Source organism: Romboutsia faecis (genome assembly GCF_014323405.1).
Taxonomy (GTDB): Bacteria; Bacillota; Clostridia; order Peptostreptococcales; family Peptostreptococcaceae; genus Romboutsia_E; species Romboutsia_E faecis.
This window is the reverse complement of record NZ_JACRWE010000003.1, coordinates 508,551-530,907: the sequence shown is the minus strand read 5'-3', so window position 1 is coordinate 530,907 and position 22,357 is coordinate 508,551. Positions and strand designations below refer to the sequence as shown.

The window sequence follows — 22,357 nt, the reverse complement described above, 5'->3', positions numbered from 1 at the left end:
TAGTAAGTAGAAACTTATTTTTAAAAATATAAATAAATAATTAAAGGTTTACCAAAAAATAGGGTATAACTATAATATAAATATAGGAAAATATATATACAAACAAAAGTAGGAGGTAAAAATGGAATATAAAATAGGCAAAATATATAATGGTTTTATTTTAAAAGATGAAGAATATATAAAAGAAGTTAATTCTAATGCTAGAATTTTTGAACATGAAAAAACAGGAGCAAGACTTTTACATATGGAAAATGACGATGATAATAAAGTATTTTCCATAGGATTTAAAACACCACCAAGTGATAGTACAGGTGTAATGCACATATTAGAACATAGTGTTTTATGTGGTTCAAGAAAGTTCCCTACTAAAGAGCCTTTTGTTGAATTGGTAAAGGGATCTTTAAATACATTTTTAAATGCTATGACATATCCAGATAAAACTATATATCCAGTAGCAAGTCAAAATGAGAAAGACTTTTTTAATTTAATGGATGTATACTTAGATGCAGTATTTTATCCCAATATATATAATACTAAAGAAATACTTATGCAAGAAGGTTGGCATTATGATCTTGAAGATAAGAATGAAGATTTGACATATAAGGGTGTAGTATATAATGAGATGAAGGGGGCATTTTCTTCTCCAGAGGGAATACTTTTAAGAAGAATACAACAGACTCTATTCCCAGATAATACTTATTATAATGAATCCGGTGGAGATCCTCATGATATACCTAATTTAACATATGAACAATTTATAGGAACTCATAAAAAATACTATCATCCATCAAATAGTTATATATTCTTATATGGAGATGGAGACTTAGATAAAGAACTTGCGTTTATAAATGATAACTACTTATCTAATTTTGATAAAATTGAAGTAGATGCAGATATTAAAGTGCAAGAGCCTTATAGTGAAATGAAAGAGATAAGTTATTCATATTCTATTTCAAATGAAGATGAAGAAAGTGAAAAAACTTTCTTAGCTTTAAACTTTGTAACCGGAAGATCTACTGAGGACGAAGTATATACGGATTTAAATATTCTTGAGTATTTATTGTTAGAAACAGAAGGAGCTCCACTTAAAAAGGCATTAATAGATGCACAAGTAGGAAAAGATGTATTCGGTAGTTTTGATAATGGTATACTTCAACCAGTATTTAGTATAATAGTAAAAAACAGTGAAGTAGATAAAAAAGAAGAATTTAAGACAATAGTATTTGATACTTTAAATGATCTTGTAAAGAATGGAATAGATAAGAAGTTAATAGAAGGTTGTATAAATACATTTGAGTTTAAGCTAAGAGAAGGGGATACAGGAAGTTATCCAAAGGGTCTTATTTATTATATGAATGCTATGGATAGCTGGTTATATGGTGGAGATCCACTTATGCATATAAGATATGAAAAAGCTATAGAAAATGTTAAAAAGGCTCTTACAAGCAATTATTTTGAAAAGCTTATAGAAAAGTATATTTTAAACAACACACATTCTTCACTACTTATTTTAAAGCCGGAGAAAGGTCTAGCTGAAAAAGATGAATTAGAATTAAAAGAAAAACTTAAATCTTATAAAGAAAGTTTAAGTGATAAAGAATTAGATAAAATTGTAGATGAAACTAAAAATCTAGTATTACGTCAAAGTACTCCTGATTCACAAGAAGTATTAGAGACAATACCAATGTTATCCATAGATGATATAGGAAAAGATGTAGAAAATTTAAAAATTGAAGAAGTTAAGTATGATGATATAGAATTACTTCATTATAATGTGTTCACAAGTAATATTTCTTACTTAAACTTTATGTTTTATGGAAGATGTATAAAGGAAGAAGATATACCATATTTTAGCTTAATAGGAAACTTGTTAGGAAAAGTAGATACAAAAAATTATGACTACAAAGAATTATCTAATGAAATACTTATAAATACTGGAGATTTATTCTTTAAGAATCAAGTTTATTCAAATGACAAGGATATAACTAAATTTTATCCATTTATAGAATCTCATATAAAGGTTATGAACGATAAGGTTGGAAAATCACTGGATTTACTTTCAGAAATAATAGAGAACTCATTATTTGAAGACAGTAAGAGAATAAGAGAGATAATAAGAGAGTTAATTTCAAGAATTGAAATGAACTTAATGCAATCTGGACATCAAGTTGCAAATAGTAGACTTAGTTCTTATTTCTCACCAGTTGCTTCTTACTTACAAAAAATATCTGGATATGATTATTATGAGTTCTTAAAAAATATAGAAAAAAATTATGACTCAGAATTTGAAAATATAAAATCAAAGTTATATGAAATTCAAAAAATAGTATTTAATAAGAATAATTTAACGATAGCTATTACTGGTGAAGAAAAAGAGTTAGAATTATTAAAAGAAAATATAAATAAAGTAACAAATGTATTATGTAATAACAAATTAGATAATTATGAGTATAAATTTACTAAAGAACAAAAAAATGAAGGATTAATGACTCCTGCAAATGTTCAATATGTAGCTAAAGGTTATAACTATAGAGAATTAGGTTATGATTATAGTGGTAGTATGTTAGTATTAAAAACAATACTAGGATATGATTATTTATGGAATAACGTAAGAGTAAAAGGTGGGGCTTATGGTGCAATGAGTAATATAAGTAGAGAAGGTAGTCTTATATTTGTATCATATAGAGATCCAAATTTATTAAATACACTTAACGCTTATGATGGGGCTTCTAGTTACCTAGAAAAATTTGATATATCAGATAGAGAAATGACTAAATATATAATAGGAACTATAAGTAATTTAGAGAGTCCGCTTATGCCTTATTATAAAGGTATAAAAGCCGTTTCTATGTATATAAGAAATATAACTAAGGAAGATAGAGAAAAAGAAAGAGCTGAGGTATTAAATACAAAGGTAGAAGATATTAAAGGATATTCAGAAATAGTAAGAAAGATTATGAGTCAAGATTACTTAACTGTAGTTGGAAATGAAAAAGATATTAAAGAAAATAAAGATATATTTAACAATCTAATAAATGTATTAAAATAATTGTAAATTAATTAGTATATATTTTTTTTATTTTTAAAATAATTGTCTACTTTTGGAGTTGAATTTCATAATTATATAGTAATAAATATATTATTATGGAGGTTTGAATATGGGAAGAAAGAAAAAGTCAACTTCAACTAAGGGCTCAAATAAAAAAGGTAATAATACAAAAACTAATTCAAATAAAGATTTAATTCAAGATGTGAAAAAAAAATTAATAGACAAATTAATATCTAAATTATAAAGTTCTAAAATGAAACTAGCTTAAATGATAAGGAATTATCTTTTGAGCTAGTTTTTTTCATACTTTTTAAGAAGGTAGATACCTTAGTGAAATAATCTTCGAGGTAAAATATATGAGTAGAAAAATATTGAATGGATAAAATTTAAATTAAAGCCATGATTTAATTGATTTTTGGAATAAAGTGTTTTAATATACCCTTATAGGGTATAAAGATCATAAAGATATGAAAGGAGAAACATATGGATTCTAATAAAATAAATGAAACATACAAGATAACCGGAATGACCTGTGCAGCTTGTGCAAAGGCAGTAGAGAGAGTAGTAAAAAAGTTAGATGGAGTAGAAGAACAAAATGTAAATATAGCCACAGAAAAACTAAATATATCTTATGATAATTCAAAGGTTAAATTTGATGACATAAAAAGTGCAATTGAAAAAGCTGGATATGGGGTTGAAGTTGAAGAAGACAATAAAGTCATTGAACTTAAAATAGAAGGAATGACTTGTGCAGCTTGTGCAAAAGCTGTCGAAAGAGTAGGCAAGAAACTTGAGGGAGTGGAATCTATTAGCGTCAATATAGCAACTGATAAAGCCAATATAATATATAATCCAGCTAAAGTAAAATTATCTCAGATAAAAGCTGCAATTGAAAAATCAGGATATAAACCTATAGAAGAGCAAAAAAAGATAAATGTTGATGAAGATAAGTTAAAAAAAGAGAAAGAAATGAAAACTTTATTTACGAAATTTATCATAGCAACTGTATTTGCAATACCTTTATTCTATATAGCAATGGGGCCAATGATACCAAAACCTTTTGGGCCATGGGCATTACCTGAAATATTAAATCCAATGACAAATACAATAAACTATGCACTTATACAATTACTATTAGTAATACCTGTAATGGGAGCAGGATATAAATTTTATGTACATGGATTCAAATCTTTATTTTCTAAAAGTCCCAATATGGATACTTTAGTAGCTATAGGTACAAGTGCAGCATTTTTATATAGTGTATACACAACTATTCAAATAGCTAATGGTAGTATCACAGGTATGCATCATCACCAATTATACTATGAAAGTGCAGGTATAATAATTGCACTTATATTACTAGGAAAATACTTTGAATCAAGATCAAAAGGAAAAACTTCAGAGGCAATTAAAAAGCTTATGGGACTTCAACCCAAAACAGCAATTTTAATAATTAATGGAAGTGAAGTTGAAACCCCAATAGATGAAGTTATGGTGGGAGATATTATTTTAGTTAAGCCAGGAGAAAAGATACCTGTAGATGGTATAGTAATAGAAGGAAATACATCTGTTGATGAATCTATGCTTACAGGAGAAAGTATCCCTGTAGAAAAAACTGTAGGATCAAAGGTTACTGGAGCAAGTATAAATAAAAATGGTAGTATTAAGTTTAAAGCAGAAAAAGTAGGCAGTAATACAGCACTTGCCCAAATTGTTAAGTTAGTAGAAGATGCTCAAGGAACAAAAGCGCCTATTGCAAAGCTTGCAGATACTGTATCAGGATATTTTGTTCCTATTGTAATGACTATAGCAGTAGTTTCAGCTTTATTATGGTGGATATTTGGAGGAAAGGATATTGTTTTCGTACTTACTATATTTATATCAATTTTAGTTATTGCTTGTCCTTGTGCACTTGGCCTTGCAACACCTACAGCTATAATGGTAGGAACAGGTAAAGGTGCTGAAAATGGAATACTTATAAAAAGTGGAGAAGCATTAGAATTATCACATAAAATAAACACAATAATATTTGATAAGACTGGAACAATAACAGAAGGTAAGCCTAAAGTTACAGATATAATAACAAGTGAAGGTATCGAAGAAAGATATTTATTAGAAATAGCAGCTAGCGCAGAAAAAAAATCTGAACATCCTCTAGGTGAAGCTATAGTCAGATGTGGTATAGAAAAAGAAATTGACTTTAAAAATTTAGAAAATTTTAAAGCTATTCCAGGTTATGGTATAGAAGTTATAATTAATAATAAAAATATATTATTAGGTAATAGAAAACTTATGAATGAAAGAAATATAAGTTTACTAAACTTAGAAGATAAATCTGATGAATTAGCAAGAGAAGGCAAAACACCTATGTATATTGCAATAGATAATAATATAGGTGGAATTATAGCAGTAGCAGATGTTGTAAAAGAAAGTAGCAAAAGGGCTATAGAAATATTACATCAAATGGGTATAAAGGTAGCAATGGTTACTGGTGATAACAAGAAAACTGCTAATGCAATAGCATCACAAGTTGGAATAGATATAGTTCTTGCAGAAGTATTACCAGAAGATAAATCTCAAGAAGTAGAAAAACTGCAGAAAAAAGGTAACTTTGTTGCAATGGTTGGAGATGGAATTAATGATGCTCCAGCGTTGGCTAAGGCAGATATAGGAATTGCTATAGGAAGTGGTACAGATGTAGCTATGGAATCTGCAGATATAGTTTTAATGAGAAGTGACCTAATGGATGTACCTAATGCGATAAAATTAAGTAATGCGACAATTAAAAATATTAAACAAAATTTATTTTGGGCATTTGGATATAATACAATAGGAATACCAGTAGCTGCTGGACTTTTATATATATTTGGAGGGCCTCTTTTAAATCCAATGATAGCAGCCGCAGCAATGAGCTTAAGCTCTGTATCAGTAGTGACAAATGCACTTAGACTTAAGAATTTTAAGTTAAACTAATATAATTCATTAAACACGTTATGAGAAGAATTTTACCATAACGTGTTTTTTATTACTGTAATTTATTCAAATAAAATTTCATGTAAAATTCATATAGATAGTGTAGAATATATGTATATAATTATACTAGGAGGTGCTAGAATGAGTAAATCCATATTAGTTGTTGAAGATGATGCAAATATTCAAGAACTTATAGTTGAGTTTTTAAGAGCTGAAGATTATACTGTAGATTATGCAAGTGATGGTCTAGAGGGCATACAGCTTTTTAAGAAAAATGACTATGATTTAATAATTTTAGATATAATGATGCCTAATTTAGATGGATACTCTGCATGTAAAATGATAAGAAAGACATCCAGTGTACCTATAATATTTTTAACAGCACTAAACCAAGAAAATGATGAAGTTAAAGGATTTGAATTAGAATGTGATGATTATATAACAAAGCCTTTTTCTTTTAACTTACTAATAAAAAGAGTTGAAGCGGTACTAAGAAGAAGCAATACTACATCAGAAAGTAATGATTATTTAAGCTTTGGGAAATTAAGATTAGATTTAAATACATATACTGTAAATGTAGATGGAAATATAGTTGAACTAACGCTAAAGGAATTCAATATTTTAAAAAGTTTGATTGAGAAATATCCTCAAGTTATAACAAGAGAAAGCCTTTTGGATAGTATATGGGGCTATGATTATTATGGAGACACTAGAATAGTAGATGCGCATATTAAAAACATAAGGAAAAAAATAGAATTGCCATATATAAAAACTGTTAAAGGGATTGGTTATACGCTTGAAAAAGATATTGAATAAATGGGAGAATATAAGTATAAAGTATAAGTTATTTTGTATAACAAGCGGATTACTTATAGCCTTAGCTTTAATAATATATCTAATATTATATTATTTACTGCCATCATACTATCATAAATATAAAATAGAATCTTTACATGAAGAGGTAAGTTCATTAATACAAGAAGCTGCTTACCATGATACTAAAGATTTGGAAAATAATCTTTATGATATAGCAAAAAAACAAAATTTAGCAATTTTATTAAGTGATACAAGTGGAAGAGTTGTATATGGAAAGAATGAGATTTTTTTATTTAAATTTGATAAATATCAGTCAAAAAATATTTTGAAATTAGGTAAAATAGCTAAGGAGTATACTATGTCAACGCATGTATCTACTAATGATAAAAATACTCCATATAGACTTGATATAATGATGCCACTTCAACCTATAGATGAAGCTAGTCAGGTTATTAGAAAGATTATGCCGTATATATTATTAGTGGCAGTTTTTGTAGGTATGATTGGAGCATTTATATATTCATCAACTGTTACAAGGCCATTAATCAAAATAATCGAAAGTGAAAGAGAACAAGAACAAAAGAGAAGAGATTTCATAGCGACAATATCTCATGAATTAAAAACACCAATAACTATAATAAGCGGTCAGATAGAAGGTATGATTTACAATATAGGAAAATACAAGGATAGAGATACATATCTTAGAAAATCATATGAAAGTACTCAAGAATTAAAAGAACTAGTCAATGAGATGATAGAGGTTTCTAAGAGTGAGACATTAAAACAAGATTTATATTTAACAAATATAAACTTAAGTAACCTTATAGATAACCTTGTTAAAAGACAAATATTTCTAATTGAAGACAAAAATCTAAAAACAGTTTTAAATATAGATTCAAATATAGCTATAATTGCTGATGAAGAAAAAATAACAAGGGCAATTAATAATATTATTAATAATGCAATAAAGTACTCTCCGGAAGGAGAAACTGTAATAATAAGACTTTATAAAAGGAAAAATGGAAGAGGTATAAAAACTTATTTAGAAGTTGAAAACTCAGGTATAACAATAGAAAAAAAATATCTAGAAGAGGTATTTAATCCATTCTTTAGGATAGAGAAATCACGCTCTAGAAAGACTGGAGGAAGTGGGCTTGGGTTATATATAGTAAGCACAATTTTAAAGAGCCACGGATTCGAATATAGCATAAGAAATAAAATAAACTCGGTTGTATTTACTATAAAATTCTAAATAAATTATTAAATTACAATAACATTTACAAAACTCTATAAAGTATTAAATTCAAGTAGTATTCATAATAATTACACATTAAATTCATATAAGTGTTATATTATTATAAATAAGAAGACTAACTTAAAACCATAATACCCAACTATGGCTATAATACTCCCTCACATCCTCCGTTAGGATATAGTCATAGTGAAAAAATCCTGTATGTTAAAACTTACAGGATTTTTTCTTTTTTGGCATTTTATTAACTATATAGTCTATTAAATACCCCATGGCAATAACACCTACAAAATCTATCAACAATCTATATAAGGTAAATTTATATCCTAGTGAGCTAATTTCAAATAACAAAGTTGAAATTTTAATTACACACCAAGAATTCATGAAAATTATTATATTAGAAAACTTAACTCCTTTATTTATTAGAACTGCAGTAAAAGGAAAGGCAGCATACATAGGTCCAGCGGCAAATGCAGCTAAAGCAATTGATAAAATTATACCTAGAATGCTTGAATCTTCACCCATATACTTCATCATTGATTCTCTAGAAACCCATTCATCTATAAGCCCTAATAAAAGCATGATAGGAGGAAGTACAGCTAACATTTGTAAAAAACTACTTTTTGCATTATTAAAGACATTAATACCTAAGTTATTATTAAAAATTAATATAATTATTAAAATAATAGAAAGTAATAAGAAAAATTTATATCTATTTAATATAAATTTCAATTTAGTCACCCTAAAATCACCCCCATGAAGAAAGCAACTATAAATGAAAATAAAAAGGCTATGAAATTTCTATAAAAAGCGGCTTTTTTACCAATATACTGAGACTCAAGCGTAAATGTCATAACACCAACTAGGGTAAGAGTTGATACTAATGCTGCAACTTGAGCGTATCCAGCACCACTTTTAAGCAGGCTATCTGCTGTAGAAAAGGCTACAAAGGTAGGCATAAGGACAATAGAGCCTACTGTAGAAGACAAAAATACTCCTAAAAATCCTGACTCAGAGCCTATAAGTTTTGAAATTGTATCTGTATCTAGAATTGATAAAACTATTCCTACTATAATAATAATAGCCAAAAATTGAGGCATTATATTTTCAAATGACTTAAAGGCTTTTTTTAGAGCAACTTTTGTTTTTGATTTGTCTTTTATAAATGAAATTACAAATAAGACTATTGCAAGACTATAAAGAATATAAGATGTCATAAAAAAGAACCTCCTAATTAATCTAATACTTTAATGTATGAAAATTTAAATACATTAGTGAAGCAAATAATTTTATACTTTTTGGAAAAAATAATAAAAACAATACTAGAGGAGGCTTTTGTATGGATAAAATGCAAAGAGAAATGAAGAATATGAAAAATGATATGAAAGAAGGCGCACAAAAAGTAGGTCATGTAATGAAGCATACAGCGGAAGATTTAAAAGATGATGTTATGGGTGCTATGGCATCTATGGAAATGAAAAAAGATGAAATGATGGAAAAGTATGAAGAAAAGAAATTTTCAAGAGAATTAAAAAAACAAATGGAAAAAGAATCTAAAAATAACATGAAACATTAAATAAATAGGCCTATCTTATAGATAGGCCTTTTATATTAAATAGAATAAATTTTTAATTATTCCTTTATATTTAATTAGATAAGAGTTATTATAAAAGTTGCAAGATTTTATTATAAATATTTTTATATAAAATAGTTAGTATAAAATATGATATAATACTATATAAAATATTACCAAATAGGATATATATAATATAAGTTTTGTATAATTTTATTTGGGTAAATTAATAAAATCGAACCTAATTATGTAAAAAGAAAAAATTAATATATAAAGGAGACAAAATGAGAAAGGTAGAATTATTAGCACCTGCAGGTGATTTAGAGAGATTAAAGATAGCATTTACTTATGGAGCGGATGCAGTATATATAGGCGGAGAAATATTTGGAATGAGATCTGCTGCAAAAAACTTTAGCAAAGAGGATATGATAGAAGGTGTAAACTTTGCTCATGAAAGAGGAAAACAAGTTTTTGTTACTATAAATATAATTCCAAGAAATGATGATTTATTACAATTAAAAGACTACTTATTAGAGCTACAAGAGATCGGTGTTGATGCAGTTATAGTAAGTGATCCAGGTGTATTTACTTATGTGAAAGAAACAATTCCAAATATGGAAATACACATAAGTACTCAAGCCAGCACTACAAATGCTGCTTCTGCAGCTTTTTGGTATAATCAGGGAGCTAAGAGAGTTGTTACTGCAAGAGAATTATCATTTGAAGAGATAAAAGAGTTAAGAGAAAATACGCCAGCTGATATGGATATAGAAACTTTTGTTCATGGTGCAATGTGTATGTCTTACTCAGGTAAATGTGTTATAAGTAATCATACTACAGGTAGAGATGCAAATAAAGGTTCATGTGCACAATCGTGTAGATGGAAGTACACATTAATGGAAGAAGTAGGTCCAGGGGAATATAAGCAAGTACTAGATGATATAGATCCAGAGTTCTTCTTTAACTCTAAAGATTTATGCATGATACAATATATACCCGAAATATTTGATAGTGGTATAACAAGTTTAAAAATAGAAGGAAGAATGAAAACAGCTTACTATGTCGCGACTACTGTTAGGGCATACAGAATGGCGCTTGATGAATATTATAAAGATCCAGAAAATTGGACGTTTAATCCTATGTGGTTAGAAGAACTTAAAAAAGGTAGCCATAGAGACTATAGCACTGGTTTCTTCTTTGATAGACCAGACTCAAATTCTCATAACTATAAGTCAGCTTCGTATATAAGAAACTATGATTTTATAGGATTGGTAAAAGGTCATGAATATGAAACAGGACTTGTAATAGTAGAACAAAGAAATAAGATGTATGTAGGAGATAAGATAGAAGTTATAGGTCCATTTAAAGAAACTATGCATGCAACAATATTAGAAATGTATAATGAAGATGGTGATCCAATAGAATCAGCTCCACATGCAAGACAAACTGTAAAAATGAAATTAGATATCGATGTAGAAAAAGACTATATGTTAAGAAAGCCAATTACAGTTTTAAATATATAATAATAGATTAAATTAAGAAGTCTTAGGAAATCTAAGGCTTCTTTGACATGTAAAATGCATAGGTATATTATTATATTATATCTATAGTTAGAAAGGAGTTAAAAAATGAGCTTAGGAAGAAATGATGAATGCTGGTGTGGTAGTAATCAAAAATATAAAAAATGTCATATGAAATTTGATGAGAAGCTAGATGAGTTAAAAAGAAAAGGCAATAAAGTGCCTTCTAGAGATCTTATCAAAAATAAGGAACAAATAGAAAAAATAAAAGAGAGTGCAAAAATAAACAATGAAATATTAGATCTAGTTGCTGAAAATATAAAAGAAGGTATGACTACTGAAGATATAGATAAAATAGTTTATGAATATACTATATCTAAAGGCGCAATACCAGCTCCTTTAGGGTTCTCAGGATTTCCAAAAAGTGTTTGTACTTCTATAAATGATGAAGTATGCCATGGTATACCAAGTGAAGATAGAGTATTACAAAGTGGAGATATAGTAAATGTAGATGTATCTACAATTTATAATGGATACTATTCTGATGCATCTAGAATGTTTATGATAGGTGAAGTTAGCGATAGAGCTAAAAAATTAGTAGAAGTAACTAAAGAGTGTATGATAAAAGGTATAGAAGCTGTAAAACCTTGGGGTAACTTAGGAGATATAGGATCAGCTATACAAAAACATGCAAAAGAAAATGGATATAGCGTAGTAAGGGAATTTGGTGGCCACGGTATAGGGCTTGATTTTCACGAAGAGCCTTTTGTGTTTCACTATGGAAAAGAAGGAGAAGGAATGGTATTAGCTCCAGGTATGATGTTTACTATTGAGCCGATGATTAATGAAGGTAAGAGTGACATATATATAGATGCTGATAATGGATGGACAGCTTGTACAGAAGATGGTTCTTTATCTGCACAATGGGAAAATATGATATTAGTAACTGAAGATGGAATAGAAATATTAGCTTATTAGTGTTGTGAATATTTAAAGAGAGTGATTGACACTCTCTTTAAATATTGCACTCTATATTAATATCTAATATTAAGAGCAAATTAAAATTCTAGGTTTAGGCTTAGAAGTCTTTCTTTGAGTTCGTTTATTGTTTGAATTTCTTCTTCTATGGAGTTTGCTTCGAAGGTTACCGAGAATCTTAAAAAGCCTCCACATTCATCCCATGGTACTGTTGAGATGTATGCATTTTTTAATATATAATAACTCGCTTCTTCTGCATTTTCAAAGGTTAATTTATTTTTTACCCCTTTTGGAATGGCAGTATAACAGTAAAACCCTCCTTTTGGTTTTTTTGCATCAAAACCAACTTCATTTAGTGCATCCACTAGTAGTTTAAATCTTCTATCATATCTTTTTATATTTTCATCTATTAATTCTTTATGATTTAGTGCATATATGCCTGCTTTTTGTATAGCTCTAAATTGTCCAGAATCACCATAACTTTTAACTGTAGAAAATAATTTTATAGATTTTTCTGATCCAAGTAAAAATGCAAGTCTCCAACCTGTCATATTAAAGGCTTTAGACAAAGAATGTAGTTCTATTGAATATTCCATATTTTTATCAACAGTAAATATGCTTAATGGTTTATTTCCATCAAAAACTAAAGGCCCATAAGCAACATCAGACACGATTAAAATATTGTTTTTCTTGGCAAATTCAATTACTCTTTCATAAAACTCTATTGTGGCTACTTGCCCTGTAGGATTGTTTGGATAGTTTAAATATAGCAGTTTAGCTCTTTTTAAAATGTATTTTGGTATAGAGTCTAATTCTGGATAGAAGTTATTATCTTCACATAATTTTAAGTTATATACTTCACCGCCAAGGAACCTAGTATGGTTAGCTATTATTGGATAACCAGGTACTGTCATTAAAGTGACATCACCAGGATTAATAAAACAAGTTGGTATCATAGCTAGTATAGATTTAGATCCGATACCATGAACAATATTATTGGGGTTTATATTATCTAAATTATATACATCATTTAGATAAGAGCAAGCTGCGATTTTGAAATCTAATATTCCGTTATCAGCATAAAATCGATTTTCTTCTTTATTAGCTTCAATGCTAAGTATATTTACTATAGACTTATCAGCCATTTTATCAGGCTCTCCTACACCCATATCTATTATTTTTATGTTAGGGTTTTTGGCTTTCAAATCATCTCTTATCATTTTTAGTTTTTCAAATTTAAATACTCTACTTTCGTTAAAAAATTTGTTGCCTCCAAGTCGATTTGAAACTATGTTGTCAATAAAATCCATTTCTTACCTCCAAAACTTATTGAAATACTATATAATATTTTAAAAGAATATAAATTGGAACTAAAAAGCAAATATAATTAAATGTATTTAATAATACCAAATTATTTAATGTATTATCTTCAATGGAGATTTGTAATAAATATAATATTAAAAAGGATATGCAAGAAGCATATCCTTTTTAATATTATATTTGATAATTTAATTATTTACTTCTGCTATCGAAGAATTTACCGTACTTTATTACTTTTGGTTTTATATCAATATTAAATTCTCTTTTATATCTTTTTATATCAGCAAGTTCACCTTTAGTAACTATAGAAATAGCATTACCATTCCTATTACCTCTTGCAGTTCTACCAGCCCTATGAATATATTCATTTTTACTACCAGGGAAGTCTAGGTTAAATACGTGGCTAGTATCAACAATATCTAATCCTCTTGCAGATAAATCGGATGATACTAAGATTGTAGCTTTTCCTAATCTAAAGGCATTAATAGAATTTCTTCTATCTTCTTTTGACATATCTCCGAAAATGCCAACAGATTTATATCCATGATAATTTAATTTAGATGCTATAACTTCAATACTTTTTTCGTTATTGACGAATACTATTGCTCTTTTTGGAGTAGTAGCGGCTAAAGCTTTTCTAAGTAAATCAAATTTTTCTCTTCGTTCACCTAATAAGTACATGTGTCTTATTTTAGGATTTATAGTAACTTCCCTTGTCGCATTTATAACCAAAGGTTCTTTCATCATTTCTTTGCATAAATCAATAGTTTCAGCAGTTAATGAAGCAGAGAATCCTAGTAATTGTCTATCTCTTAACGTTGATTTTACTATATCTTTAACATAAGATATGTTATTTCCACTTAGTAAGCTGTCAACCTCATCTAATATAATAGTTTTAATAGTATGAGCTTTTAACTTTTTTTGTTTTATTAAATCTAAAACTCTACCACAAGAACCTACTGCTATATGTGGTTTTACATTTTTTATATTTTTTATTTGCTTTTGAATATTAACCTCACCGAATATTGGAAGGGAAGTAACCTCTATTCCTGAATTCTTAGACAATAATTCGATTTGATTATGTATTTGAACAACTAGCTCATGAGTAGGCGCTAAAACTAATACTTGTGTTTCTCTTTTTGTTGTATCAACCTTCTCAAACATAGGAAGTAAATATGCTAATGTTTTACCGCTTCCAGTTTGAGAGTTTGCAAGAATATCTTTGTTATTAAGTATATTTTCAAAAACAAGAGATTGTACCTCAGTAGGAGATGTAATTTCTTGCTTTTTAAGTCCATTTATTAAATTACTATTTAATTTTAACTCTTCAAATGTCTTCATATATAACTCCTTTTATTTTTAATATCTAAATTAGTATATTTTATTATACACTTAATGTAAAAAAAATTATAGGTAATAATATAAAATTTTAACTTAATATTGTTAGAAAAATGACAAAAACTAGCAAAGTTATTGTAATGAGGGGCAAAATGTAGTAAAACTAATATATGTTTAGTATCAAAAAATAAATAATAAGCATAATAATAGTGATTATAGTTTTAATATGGATTATTTTGGGAATAAAATAATCAAGAGTATTGGAGGTTGATTTTATGAAGAAGAACAAAGTTGTTATAGTAGGAACGGGTATGGTAGGTATGAGCTACGCATACTCTATGGTAAATCAAGGTGCATGTGAGGAACTAGTTTTAATAGATATAAATAAAGAACGTGCTAGAGGTGAAGCAATAGACTTAAATCATGGTCTTAGTTTTGCACCAAGAAAGATGAATATATATGCAGGTGATTATAGTGATTGCAAGGATGCGTATATAATTTGTATAACAGCTGGTGCTATACAAATAGAAGGAGAAACTAGACTAGACTTACTTCATAAGAATAGTAAAATTATGAGATCAATAATTGATGAAATAAAGAAATCAGGATTTGATGGTATATTATTAATAGCTACCAATCCAGTTGATATTATGACTTATGTAGCTCAAAAACTATCAGGTTTTGATAAATCTAAAGTTATAGGATCAGGTACGACATTAGATTCAGCAAGACTTAGATATACTTTAGGCGAAAAATTAGATGTAAATCCTAAGGACATAAATGCGTATGTAATGGGAGAACATGGTGACTCTCAATTTGTTGCATGGAGCTATGCATTATGCGGTGTTCAACCAATTTATCAAATTGCATCAAGAAAAGACAGTAAGTTAACATTTGATGAGTTAGAGAAAATAGAAGACACAGTTAGAAATATAGCCTATGAGATAATAAAGTGCAAGAATTCAACATACTATGGTATAGGAATGGCACTAACTAGAATAACGAAAGCAATACTTGAAAATGAAAATAGTATTCTAACTGTTTCTTCATACCTAAATGGTGAATACGGACATGAAGATGTTTATATTGCTGTTCCAAGTATAGTAAATCAAGATGGTGTTAGAGAAGTTATTCATTTAGCTTTAGATACAACAGAGAAAAAGAAATTAGATGATTCGATAAAAATAATGAAAGAAAACATAGAGAAATTAGATTTAAATTAAGGGACTTTTAGAGAGTTTTAATAGTAGCGTGGGCTTGATAAATAATTCTATTACTTGTAGCTATAAAAATGCCTCAAGTATAGTAGAATTATTCTATCAAGCCTTTGCTTTTGATTCAAAACTATCCTAAAAGTCCCTTATTTAATATTTAAATTTTAAAGAGGTAAAAATAATAAAAAATATTGCACTTATTGTTCGTTTGTTATATATTATATATAACAAATATAAAATATATAATGGTGGAGGGTAATATGTTAAGTATAAAAAATCTTTCAAAATCTTATAAGAATAATGGCAAGGCAATTGATAATATAAGTTTTGAAATTAAAGAAGGAGATATATTTGGATTTATTGGCCACAACGGTGCTGGTAAAACTACGACTATAAAGTGTATAGTAGGAATCCATGATTTTGAAGAAGGTGAGATTTTAGTTAATTCTAAAAGTATTAAGAAAAAACCTATAGAGTGTAAAAAGGATATGGCTTATATTCCTGATAATCCAGATTTATATGATTCTTTAACTGCAATACAGTATCTTAACTTTATAGCAAATATTTTTAATGTTAATAAAAAAGAAAGAGAAGATTTAATACATTACTATGCAGATAGATTTGAAATAAAGGATAGCTTAGGAGATATGATAAGTTCTTATTCTCATGGAATGAAGCAAAAATTAGCTATAATATCTGCGTTAATTCATAGTCCTAAAATTTTAATTTTAGATGAACCTTTTGTAGGACTTGATCCAAAGGCTGCATTTACCTTAAAGGAAATTATGAATGAGTTTTGTTCAAAAGGTGGAGCTATATTCTTTTCAACTCATGTACTTGATGTAGCTGAAAAAATTTGTAATAAGATAGCAATAATAAAAGGTGGAAAGCTTATAACTACAGGAAATACTGATGATGTAAAAGGTAATAAAAGTCTTGAAAGTCTATTTATGGAGTTGATTGAAAATGAGTAATTTAGGATTATTAATAAATACTAATATAATAAACGAATTTGGTTTAAATAAAGTAAAAAATTTAAACTCGAAAGAAAGAAATAAGATACTAACAATTATAGCTGGTTCCATAGTTCTTATAGGATACTTGATATATGGTATTTTTAAATTATGCTTAGATGTAAGTGATTTATTAATTCTATATAATCAAATGGATTTATTACTTCTAATAGGTTTTGTAGGAGCTGTATTATTTAGCTTATTTACTACACTATATAAATCTTCATCATATCTATTTGAAGCTAAGGATTTTGAAATGTTAATAAGTCTTCCATTAAAGGAATCAACAATACTAATAAGTAAAATATTTATGTTGTTAATATCTAATTACTTATTTACAGCACCAATTATATTAATTCCAGCAATAGTGTACTTAATGAAAGTTAATGTAAGTATATTTTTCTATATCAATTTAATATTAATGTTCTTATGTACACCATTAATTCCTATGATAATATCATCAATTATTTCATTCTTTTTAGGAAATATATCATCAAAGCTTAAATATAAGAATGCAATATTAATAATAGGAAGTATAATATTACTTGTAGCGTATATGTTACTTGTTACTCAAATGGAGGAGATAGGAAAATCAATACTGGTAAATAGTACTTCAATAAATGAAGCTGTAAAGAAAGTATACTTTTTATCTTATTACTTTATAGATGGTTTAACAAATAATAATTTTTTATCAGTTATTAAATTTATTGGATTATCATTAGGGTTATTTCTAATATTTGTAAATTTATTTTCAAAACAATTTAAACTTATAAATTCTAGAATGAATGAAAGTTATAAGACTAAAAAATACGAAGCTACAGAATTAAAAACTTATAATATAATTGAAGCCTTACTACAAAAAGAAATTAAGAGATATTTTTCTTCTTATATATACGTACTAAATTCATCTATAGGAATGGTTTTACTAAGTATATTTTCTATAAGTTTAGTGATACTTGGAGCAGACAAGGCATCAGATTTACTTCAATTGAATCTAGATTTTACTTTTATAAAAATTCAATTGTTAGGTATTATATTATTTTGTATAATAACAAGTTGCACTACTTATTGTTCGATATCTATAGAAGGCAAAAATTTATGGATAATAAAATCATTGCCTATAAAAGAAATAGATATATTTAAAGGTAAAATAGGTTTAAATTTACTTATCACAATACCTATAAGTATAATTTGCTTTATTTTAATAAGTTTAAGAATGAAATTTGACTTTAATTTTACACTTACAGGAAGTTTAGTAATAATCTCAATGGAACTATTAGTGGCAATATTAGGATTATTTTTGAATCTATTATATCCTAATTTTGATTGGAAGAATGAAATAGCAGTAGTAAAAAGAAGCTTTTCTATGATTGCAGTAATGCTAATTTCTGTTTTATATATTGCTGCTTATGCATTTATATATTTTAAATTTAGTGTACTAAATTTAAACATATTCTTAAGTATAGCAGTTATTATAACGTTAGTAATAACTTTAATATTATGGAATTTAATAAAAACTAAAGGTATAGAAATCTTTAAAAAACTTTAAATTAAAATAAACAAGGTGATAATTATATTATTATTTACCTTGTTTTATTTTTTATACAAAATTATATTTTTATGATTAAAAAAATTCAAAATATATAACAATAAATAATAGGATTATTAAAAATAATTTATAAAAAATAGAAAAAACTTATAGTTGTAAAAGAAAATAATATGGACAATTTATAGTTATAAGCAAATATTATGAAAGGAAGATATTAATGGACAATAAAAATAACAATGAAAGAGAAGAATTAGATAACAATGAAACAATAAAAAAACTTCTAAAAGAACATGACAATAAAATGGAAATAGCAAAGGAGATCTCAACTAATAAAAAGGTTGCAGAAGTTTTAGGAGATAGGTTAGCAAGAAAAAGACGCTTTCCTCCTTGCTAGATAAAAATTATGTAGAGGAGTGATACACATGAGTAATGATAGCAGATTTAGTAATGGACATTATAGCAATGCACTTGAGTATACCAAAGATGTACTTCGTGCTAGTTCCTCTATCAATGATATTGTAATAAATGCAAATATTCAAGAAGAAACAAAAGAAGAAATGGAAGAAAGAATTAAAGAAAATAGATATTAGAGATTAGAAAATAGGTGTATCGAGAGATTCACCTATTTTTATATAACAAGGGGTTAAAAATGATCTAAGTTATTTATATATGTAATTCAAATTACTAAACTTTAAATGTTTTAAAAATACCTCGTTTAACTCGTTTAATCAGTAGATGGAGTCTCTGTCAATATAGAGTATTTCGTCTATATTTGTATATCAGGAAAATGGGATTTTTATAATTATATTGAACTAAAAAAAGATAAAACTATTTAAAATATGAAAAATGCCGAATGATTTTCGTGTAAATATAAAAAAAATACGGAAAAATATAGAAAAATATTTTTTTATATGATAATATAAAAAAAGTAAATGTAAAATCTAAGATTATAAATATGTAGGGGGATGTAAAATGAAGCAAGGATCAGTTTATGAATTAGAAGGAAGGGTTGCACTAAGCAAAGCAATTCCTCTTGGCATACAGCATGTATTAGCAATGTTTTTAGGTAATATATCACCATTAATAATAATTAGTGGAATGTTACAAATGCCAATAGAAACCAAAACAATGTTAATACAGAACTCAATGTTTATAGCAGGTATAGCAACATTAATTCAATTATATCCAGTATTTAAAGTAGGAGCAGGATTGCCTATAGTAATGGGGACAAGTTCAGGTTTTATTGGAACTGCGAAGGCAATAGGTGCTCAATATGGATATGGTTCAATACTTGGTGCTGCGTTAGTAGGTTCAATCATAGAAATGTTTTTAGGATTTTTTATAAAGCCACTTAAAAAATTATTCCCACCGATTGTTACAAGTCTAGTAGTTGTATCTATAGGATTATCATTATTACCAGTAGGTATTAAATACTTTGGTGGTGGAGCAGGAGCAAGTGATTTTGGTAGTTGGCAACATTTATTATTAGGAACAACAGTAATAATATCTATTTTAATATTAAAACAATTTAAAGGATTTTTAGGTGAATCATCAATTTTAATAGGAATCATAATAGGATATATATTATCTATAACATTAGGAATGGTTGATTTTACACAAGTTAAGGAAGCAGCATGGATAAGCTTACCAAAACCTTTTGCTGTAGGTTTAGAATTTAATATAGAAGCAATAATAGCAATGACAATAATGTTTATAGCTACAACAGTTGAAACAATAGGAGATATATCAGCAATAGCAAATGGAGGGCTTGATAGAGAAGCTACAGATAGTGAATTATCAGGTGGTGTAGTTGCAGATGGTGTAGCAAGTTTTATAGGTTCTATATTTGGTATATTACCAAATACTTCTTTTAGCCAAAACGTAGGGCTTGTTGCTGTTACAAAAGTAGTAAATAAGTTTGTTATAATGACAGGTGCAATATTCTTAATACTGTGTGGGTTTTGTCCAAAATTAAGTGCAGTATTTTCTGTAATGCCACAATCTGTATTAGGTGGGGCAGCAGTAATAATGTTTGCAATGATTTTTGTTAGTGGACTGCAATCATTAGCAAGAGAAAGAATAGATGGAAGAAATGGACTAATTATAGCACTAGCGATAGGAATAGGTGTTGGAATAGGGAATGTACCTGAGGTATTAGATCAAATGCCAACTTGGGTTTCTAATATATTTGCACAAAATGGGATAATAATGACTTTTGTTATAGCTACAATTTTAAATTTAATATTACCAAAAGATATAGAAGAAGTAAAAGTAAGTGAAAAAAATATAAAGGTTTGTTAATTACATAAAGGGACAAAGCTGAATTTGAATAAAGGAATAAAAGAATTCTTGTATTTAAATTCAGCTTTTTTGTTGGGAATTTTTATTATATTATTATTGATATGTTAAATTTAAATTAAAAAATATATCAAAAATAAAACTATTTAATATAATAATTAGAAAATATAATTAAAGGAGATGCTATTATGGAATCGTCAATACATGCTATAGCTTGTAACAACTTATTAATTATTTTTGCAGTAGTTGCTATGACTGGTATTATTTGCAGTAAAATAAGTGAAATGATAAGAGTACCAGATGTAGTATTATTTTTACTTGCAGGAATATTCATTGGGCCATCAGTTTTTAAATTTATTGATATAAGCCAGTATCAAGTTGAAAATCAGCTAATACTTACATTTGGATCAGCCTTTATTTTGTATTTAGGTGGAAAGGAAATAAGTTTAAAGGTTTTAAAAAATGTAAGAATATCAGTATTTTTATTATCTAGTTTAGGTGTTTTGATTTCGGCATTTGTTATGCAAAAAATTATAGGATTAACATTTAATACTAGTGCAATTACAGCCCTACTTATTGGTTCTATTATAGCATCGACAGACCCAGCAACTTTAGTTCCTATTTTCAATAGTATAAGGATAGATAAAAAAGTAAAACAAACTGTAATAAGTGAATCTGCATTCAATGATGCAACAGGAGCTATTTTAACATCTGCTGTTTTAGCAATTATCTTATCAGGAAAATTTTCATTACAAGAAAACTTATATGAATTAATGATTATGGTGGTCGTAGGTGTACTAGTTGGTGTAATTACAGGTATTTTATTGTTAGCATTAGTGAATGATAAGCCCTATGGAGTATTTAAGGATTATACTCCAATAGTGTCTATCTTATCAGTAATAATAGCATATGAACTGTCTACTAAGCTTGGTGGCAGTGGTTATATGTCTTGTTTTATTGTTGGAATAATTACTGGTAATAAAAAGAACTTTAAATTATGGTTAAGTCAAAAATGTTATGATGCTGATTGTCATGTAGTAGAAACATTAGGTACTATTTGTAGAATGTCTATATTTATTATTCTTGGGACACAAGTAGATTTGAGTATATTAGGAAAATACTTAGTACCATCTATAATATGTGTATTAGGATTAGTATTTATAGCTAGACCAATAGCTGTTTTCGTATGCACTATTTTTGATAAAAAAGCAAAATGGAATAAAAGAGAAATACTTTTTATGATGTGGGTAAGAGAAACAGGTGTAATACCTGCAGCTCTTTGTGGTATTATAACTGCTATGAAGATTCCAGGCCATGAAATTATTTCTTCAGTGGTATTTATGACTATATTATTAACTCTAATAGTTCAAGGTAGTAGCACAAAACTAGTAGCGAAAAAATTAGGATTATTAGAGTCTGAAGAAATTAAAGAAAAAGAAGAAGTATAAAAATATCGAGGGTATA

Annotated in this window: 19 protein-coding genes; 15 read left to right on the top strand and 4 right to left on the bottom strand. The window is 27.5% G+C overall.

All coding sequences use genetic code 11. The features are described 5' to 3' along the window. The first annotated feature begins 121 nt into the window (after positions 1-121). The 5 genes from H8923_RS09025 to H8923_RS09010 all read left to right on the top strand — a co-directional run bounded on the left by H8923_RS09025 (position 122) and on the right by H8923_RS09010 (position 8,090). Positions 122-3,049 (top strand): insulinase family protein, encoded by a 2,928-nt coding sequence (locus H8923_RS09025; RefSeq protein ID WP_153971633.1) that lies wholly within the window; start codon positions 122-124, stop codon positions 3,047-3,049. A gap of 109 nt (positions 3,050-3,158) precedes the next feature. Continuing rightward, on the top strand, positions 3,159-3,293 hold the full coding sequence (locus H8923_RS17505; protein ID WP_263457706.1) for a hypothetical protein: 135 nt from the start codon (positions 3,159-3,161) through the stop codon (positions 3,291-3,293). Positions 3,294-3,532: 239 nt separating this feature from the next. Continuing rightward, complete coding sequence (locus H8923_RS09020; protein ID WP_153971634.1) at positions 3,533-6,022, top strand: heavy metal translocating P-type ATPase; 2,490 nt, start codon at positions 3,533-3,535, stop codon at positions 6,020-6,022. A gap of 141 nt (positions 6,023-6,163) precedes the next feature. Beyond that, entirely contained in the window at positions 6,164-6,838 is a 675-nt protein-coding gene (locus H8923_RS09015) for a response regulator transcription factor (protein ID WP_153971635.1), read from the top strand. Continuing rightward, complete coding sequence (locus H8923_RS09010; RefSeq protein ID WP_153971636.1) at positions 6,819-8,090, top strand: sensor histidine kinase; 1,272 nt, start codon at positions 6,819-6,821, stop codon at positions 8,088-8,090. The genes H8923_RS09015 and H8923_RS09010 overlap by 20 nt, the downstream gene beginning before the upstream one ends. A 207-nt stretch (positions 8,091-8,297) precedes the next feature. Here the strand turns inward: H8923_RS09010 and H8923_RS09005 are convergent, their stop codons facing one another. Together H8923_RS09005 and H8923_RS09000 are read right to left on the bottom strand one after the other, a co-directional pair. After that, positions 8,298-8,831 (bottom strand): permease, encoded by a 534-nt coding sequence (locus H8923_RS09005; RefSeq protein WP_330596656.1) that lies wholly within the window; start codon positions 8,829-8,831, stop codon positions 8,298-8,300. Next, positions 8,828-9,307, bottom strand: a complete 480-nt coding sequence (locus H8923_RS09000; RefSeq protein ID WP_153971637.1) for a permease — start codon at positions 9,305-9,307, stop codon at positions 8,828-8,830. The genes H8923_RS09005 and H8923_RS09000 overlap by 4 nt, the downstream gene beginning before the upstream one ends. A gap of 122 nt (positions 9,308-9,429) precedes the next feature. Here H8923_RS09000 and H8923_RS08995 point away from each other — a divergent pair, with 122 nt between their 5' ends. The 3 genes from H8923_RS08995 to H8923_RS08985 all read left to right on the top strand — a co-directional run bounded on the left by H8923_RS08995 (position 9,430) and on the right by H8923_RS08985 (position 12,161). Further along, positions 9,430-9,666 (top strand): hypothetical protein, encoded by a 237-nt coding sequence (locus H8923_RS08995; protein WP_153971638.1) that lies wholly within the window; start codon positions 9,430-9,432, stop codon positions 9,664-9,666. Positions 9,667-9,947: 281 nt separating this feature from the next. Then, positions 9,948-11,186, top strand: coding sequence for a peptidase U32 family protein (locus H8923_RS08990; RefSeq protein ID WP_153971639.1), 1,239 nt, complete (start codon positions 9,948-9,950; stop codon positions 11,184-11,186). A 105-nt stretch (positions 11,187-11,291) separates the two neighbouring features. Beyond that, positions 11,292-12,161, top strand: coding sequence for a methionyl aminopeptidase (locus H8923_RS08985; protein WP_153971640.1), 870 nt, complete (start codon positions 11,292-11,294; stop codon positions 12,159-12,161). A gap of 80 nt (positions 12,162-12,241) precedes the next feature. On the opposite strand, the gene H8923_RS08980 is transcribed toward H8923_RS08985, so the two are convergent. Next, the gene (locus H8923_RS08980) at positions 12,242-13,471 is read right to left on the bottom strand and encodes an LL-diaminopimelate aminotransferase (protein WP_153971641.1); all 1,230 of its coding nucleotides are present in this window, start codon (positions 13,469-13,471) and stop codon (positions 12,242-12,244) included. A 202-nt stretch (positions 13,472-13,673) separates the two neighbouring features. Continuing rightward, positions 13,674-14,822 (bottom strand): DEAD/DEAH box helicase, encoded by a 1,149-nt coding sequence (locus tag H8923_RS08975; RefSeq protein WP_153971642.1) that lies wholly within the window; start codon positions 14,820-14,822, stop codon positions 13,674-13,676. 272 nt (positions 14,823-15,094) lie between these two features. Between H8923_RS08975 and H8923_RS08970 the strand changes: the two genes are divergently transcribed. The 7 genes from H8923_RS08970 (at position 15,095) to H8923_RS08940 (ending at position 22,341) form a co-directional block, all read left to right on the top strand. Beyond that, complete coding sequence (locus tag H8923_RS08970) at positions 15,095-16,042, top strand: L-lactate dehydrogenase (RefSeq protein ID WP_153971643.1); 948 nt, start codon at positions 15,095-15,097, stop codon at positions 16,040-16,042. 251 nt (positions 16,043-16,293) lie between these two features. After that, positions 16,294-17,007: an ABC transporter ATP-binding protein gene (locus H8923_RS08965; protein WP_153971644.1), complete on the top strand. Its 714-nt coding sequence runs from the start codon at positions 16,294-16,296 to the stop codon at positions 17,005-17,007. Beyond that, a complete protein-coding gene (locus H8923_RS08960; protein WP_153971645.1) occupies positions 17,000-18,595 on the top strand; it encodes a putative ABC transporter permease subunit in 1,596 nt (531 codons plus the stop codon). The genes H8923_RS08965 and H8923_RS08960 overlap by 8 nt, the downstream gene beginning before the upstream one ends. A gap of 217 nt (positions 18,596-18,812) precedes the next feature. After that, complete coding sequence (locus tag H8923_RS08955; RefSeq protein ID WP_153971646.1) at positions 18,813-18,989, top strand: hypothetical protein; 177 nt, start codon at positions 18,813-18,815, stop codon at positions 18,987-18,989. Between the two features lie 28 nt (positions 18,990-19,017). After that, positions 19,018-19,185 carry a hypothetical protein gene (locus tag H8923_RS08950; protein ID WP_153971647.1) on the top strand — a complete coding sequence of 56 codons (168 nt, stop codon included), beginning with the start codon at positions 19,018-19,020 and terminating at the stop codon, positions 19,183-19,185. A 382-nt stretch (positions 19,186-19,567) separates the two neighbouring features. Then, entirely contained in the window at positions 19,568-20,896 is a 1,329-nt protein-coding gene (locus H8923_RS08945; RefSeq protein ID WP_153971648.1) for a uracil-xanthine permease family protein, read from the top strand. Positions 20,897-21,081: 185 nt separating this feature from the next. After that, entirely contained in the window at positions 21,082-22,341 is a 1,260-nt protein-coding gene (locus H8923_RS08940) for a cation:proton antiporter (protein ID WP_153971649.1), read from the top strand. The last annotated feature ends 16 nt before the right edge of the window (positions 22,342-22,357 follow it).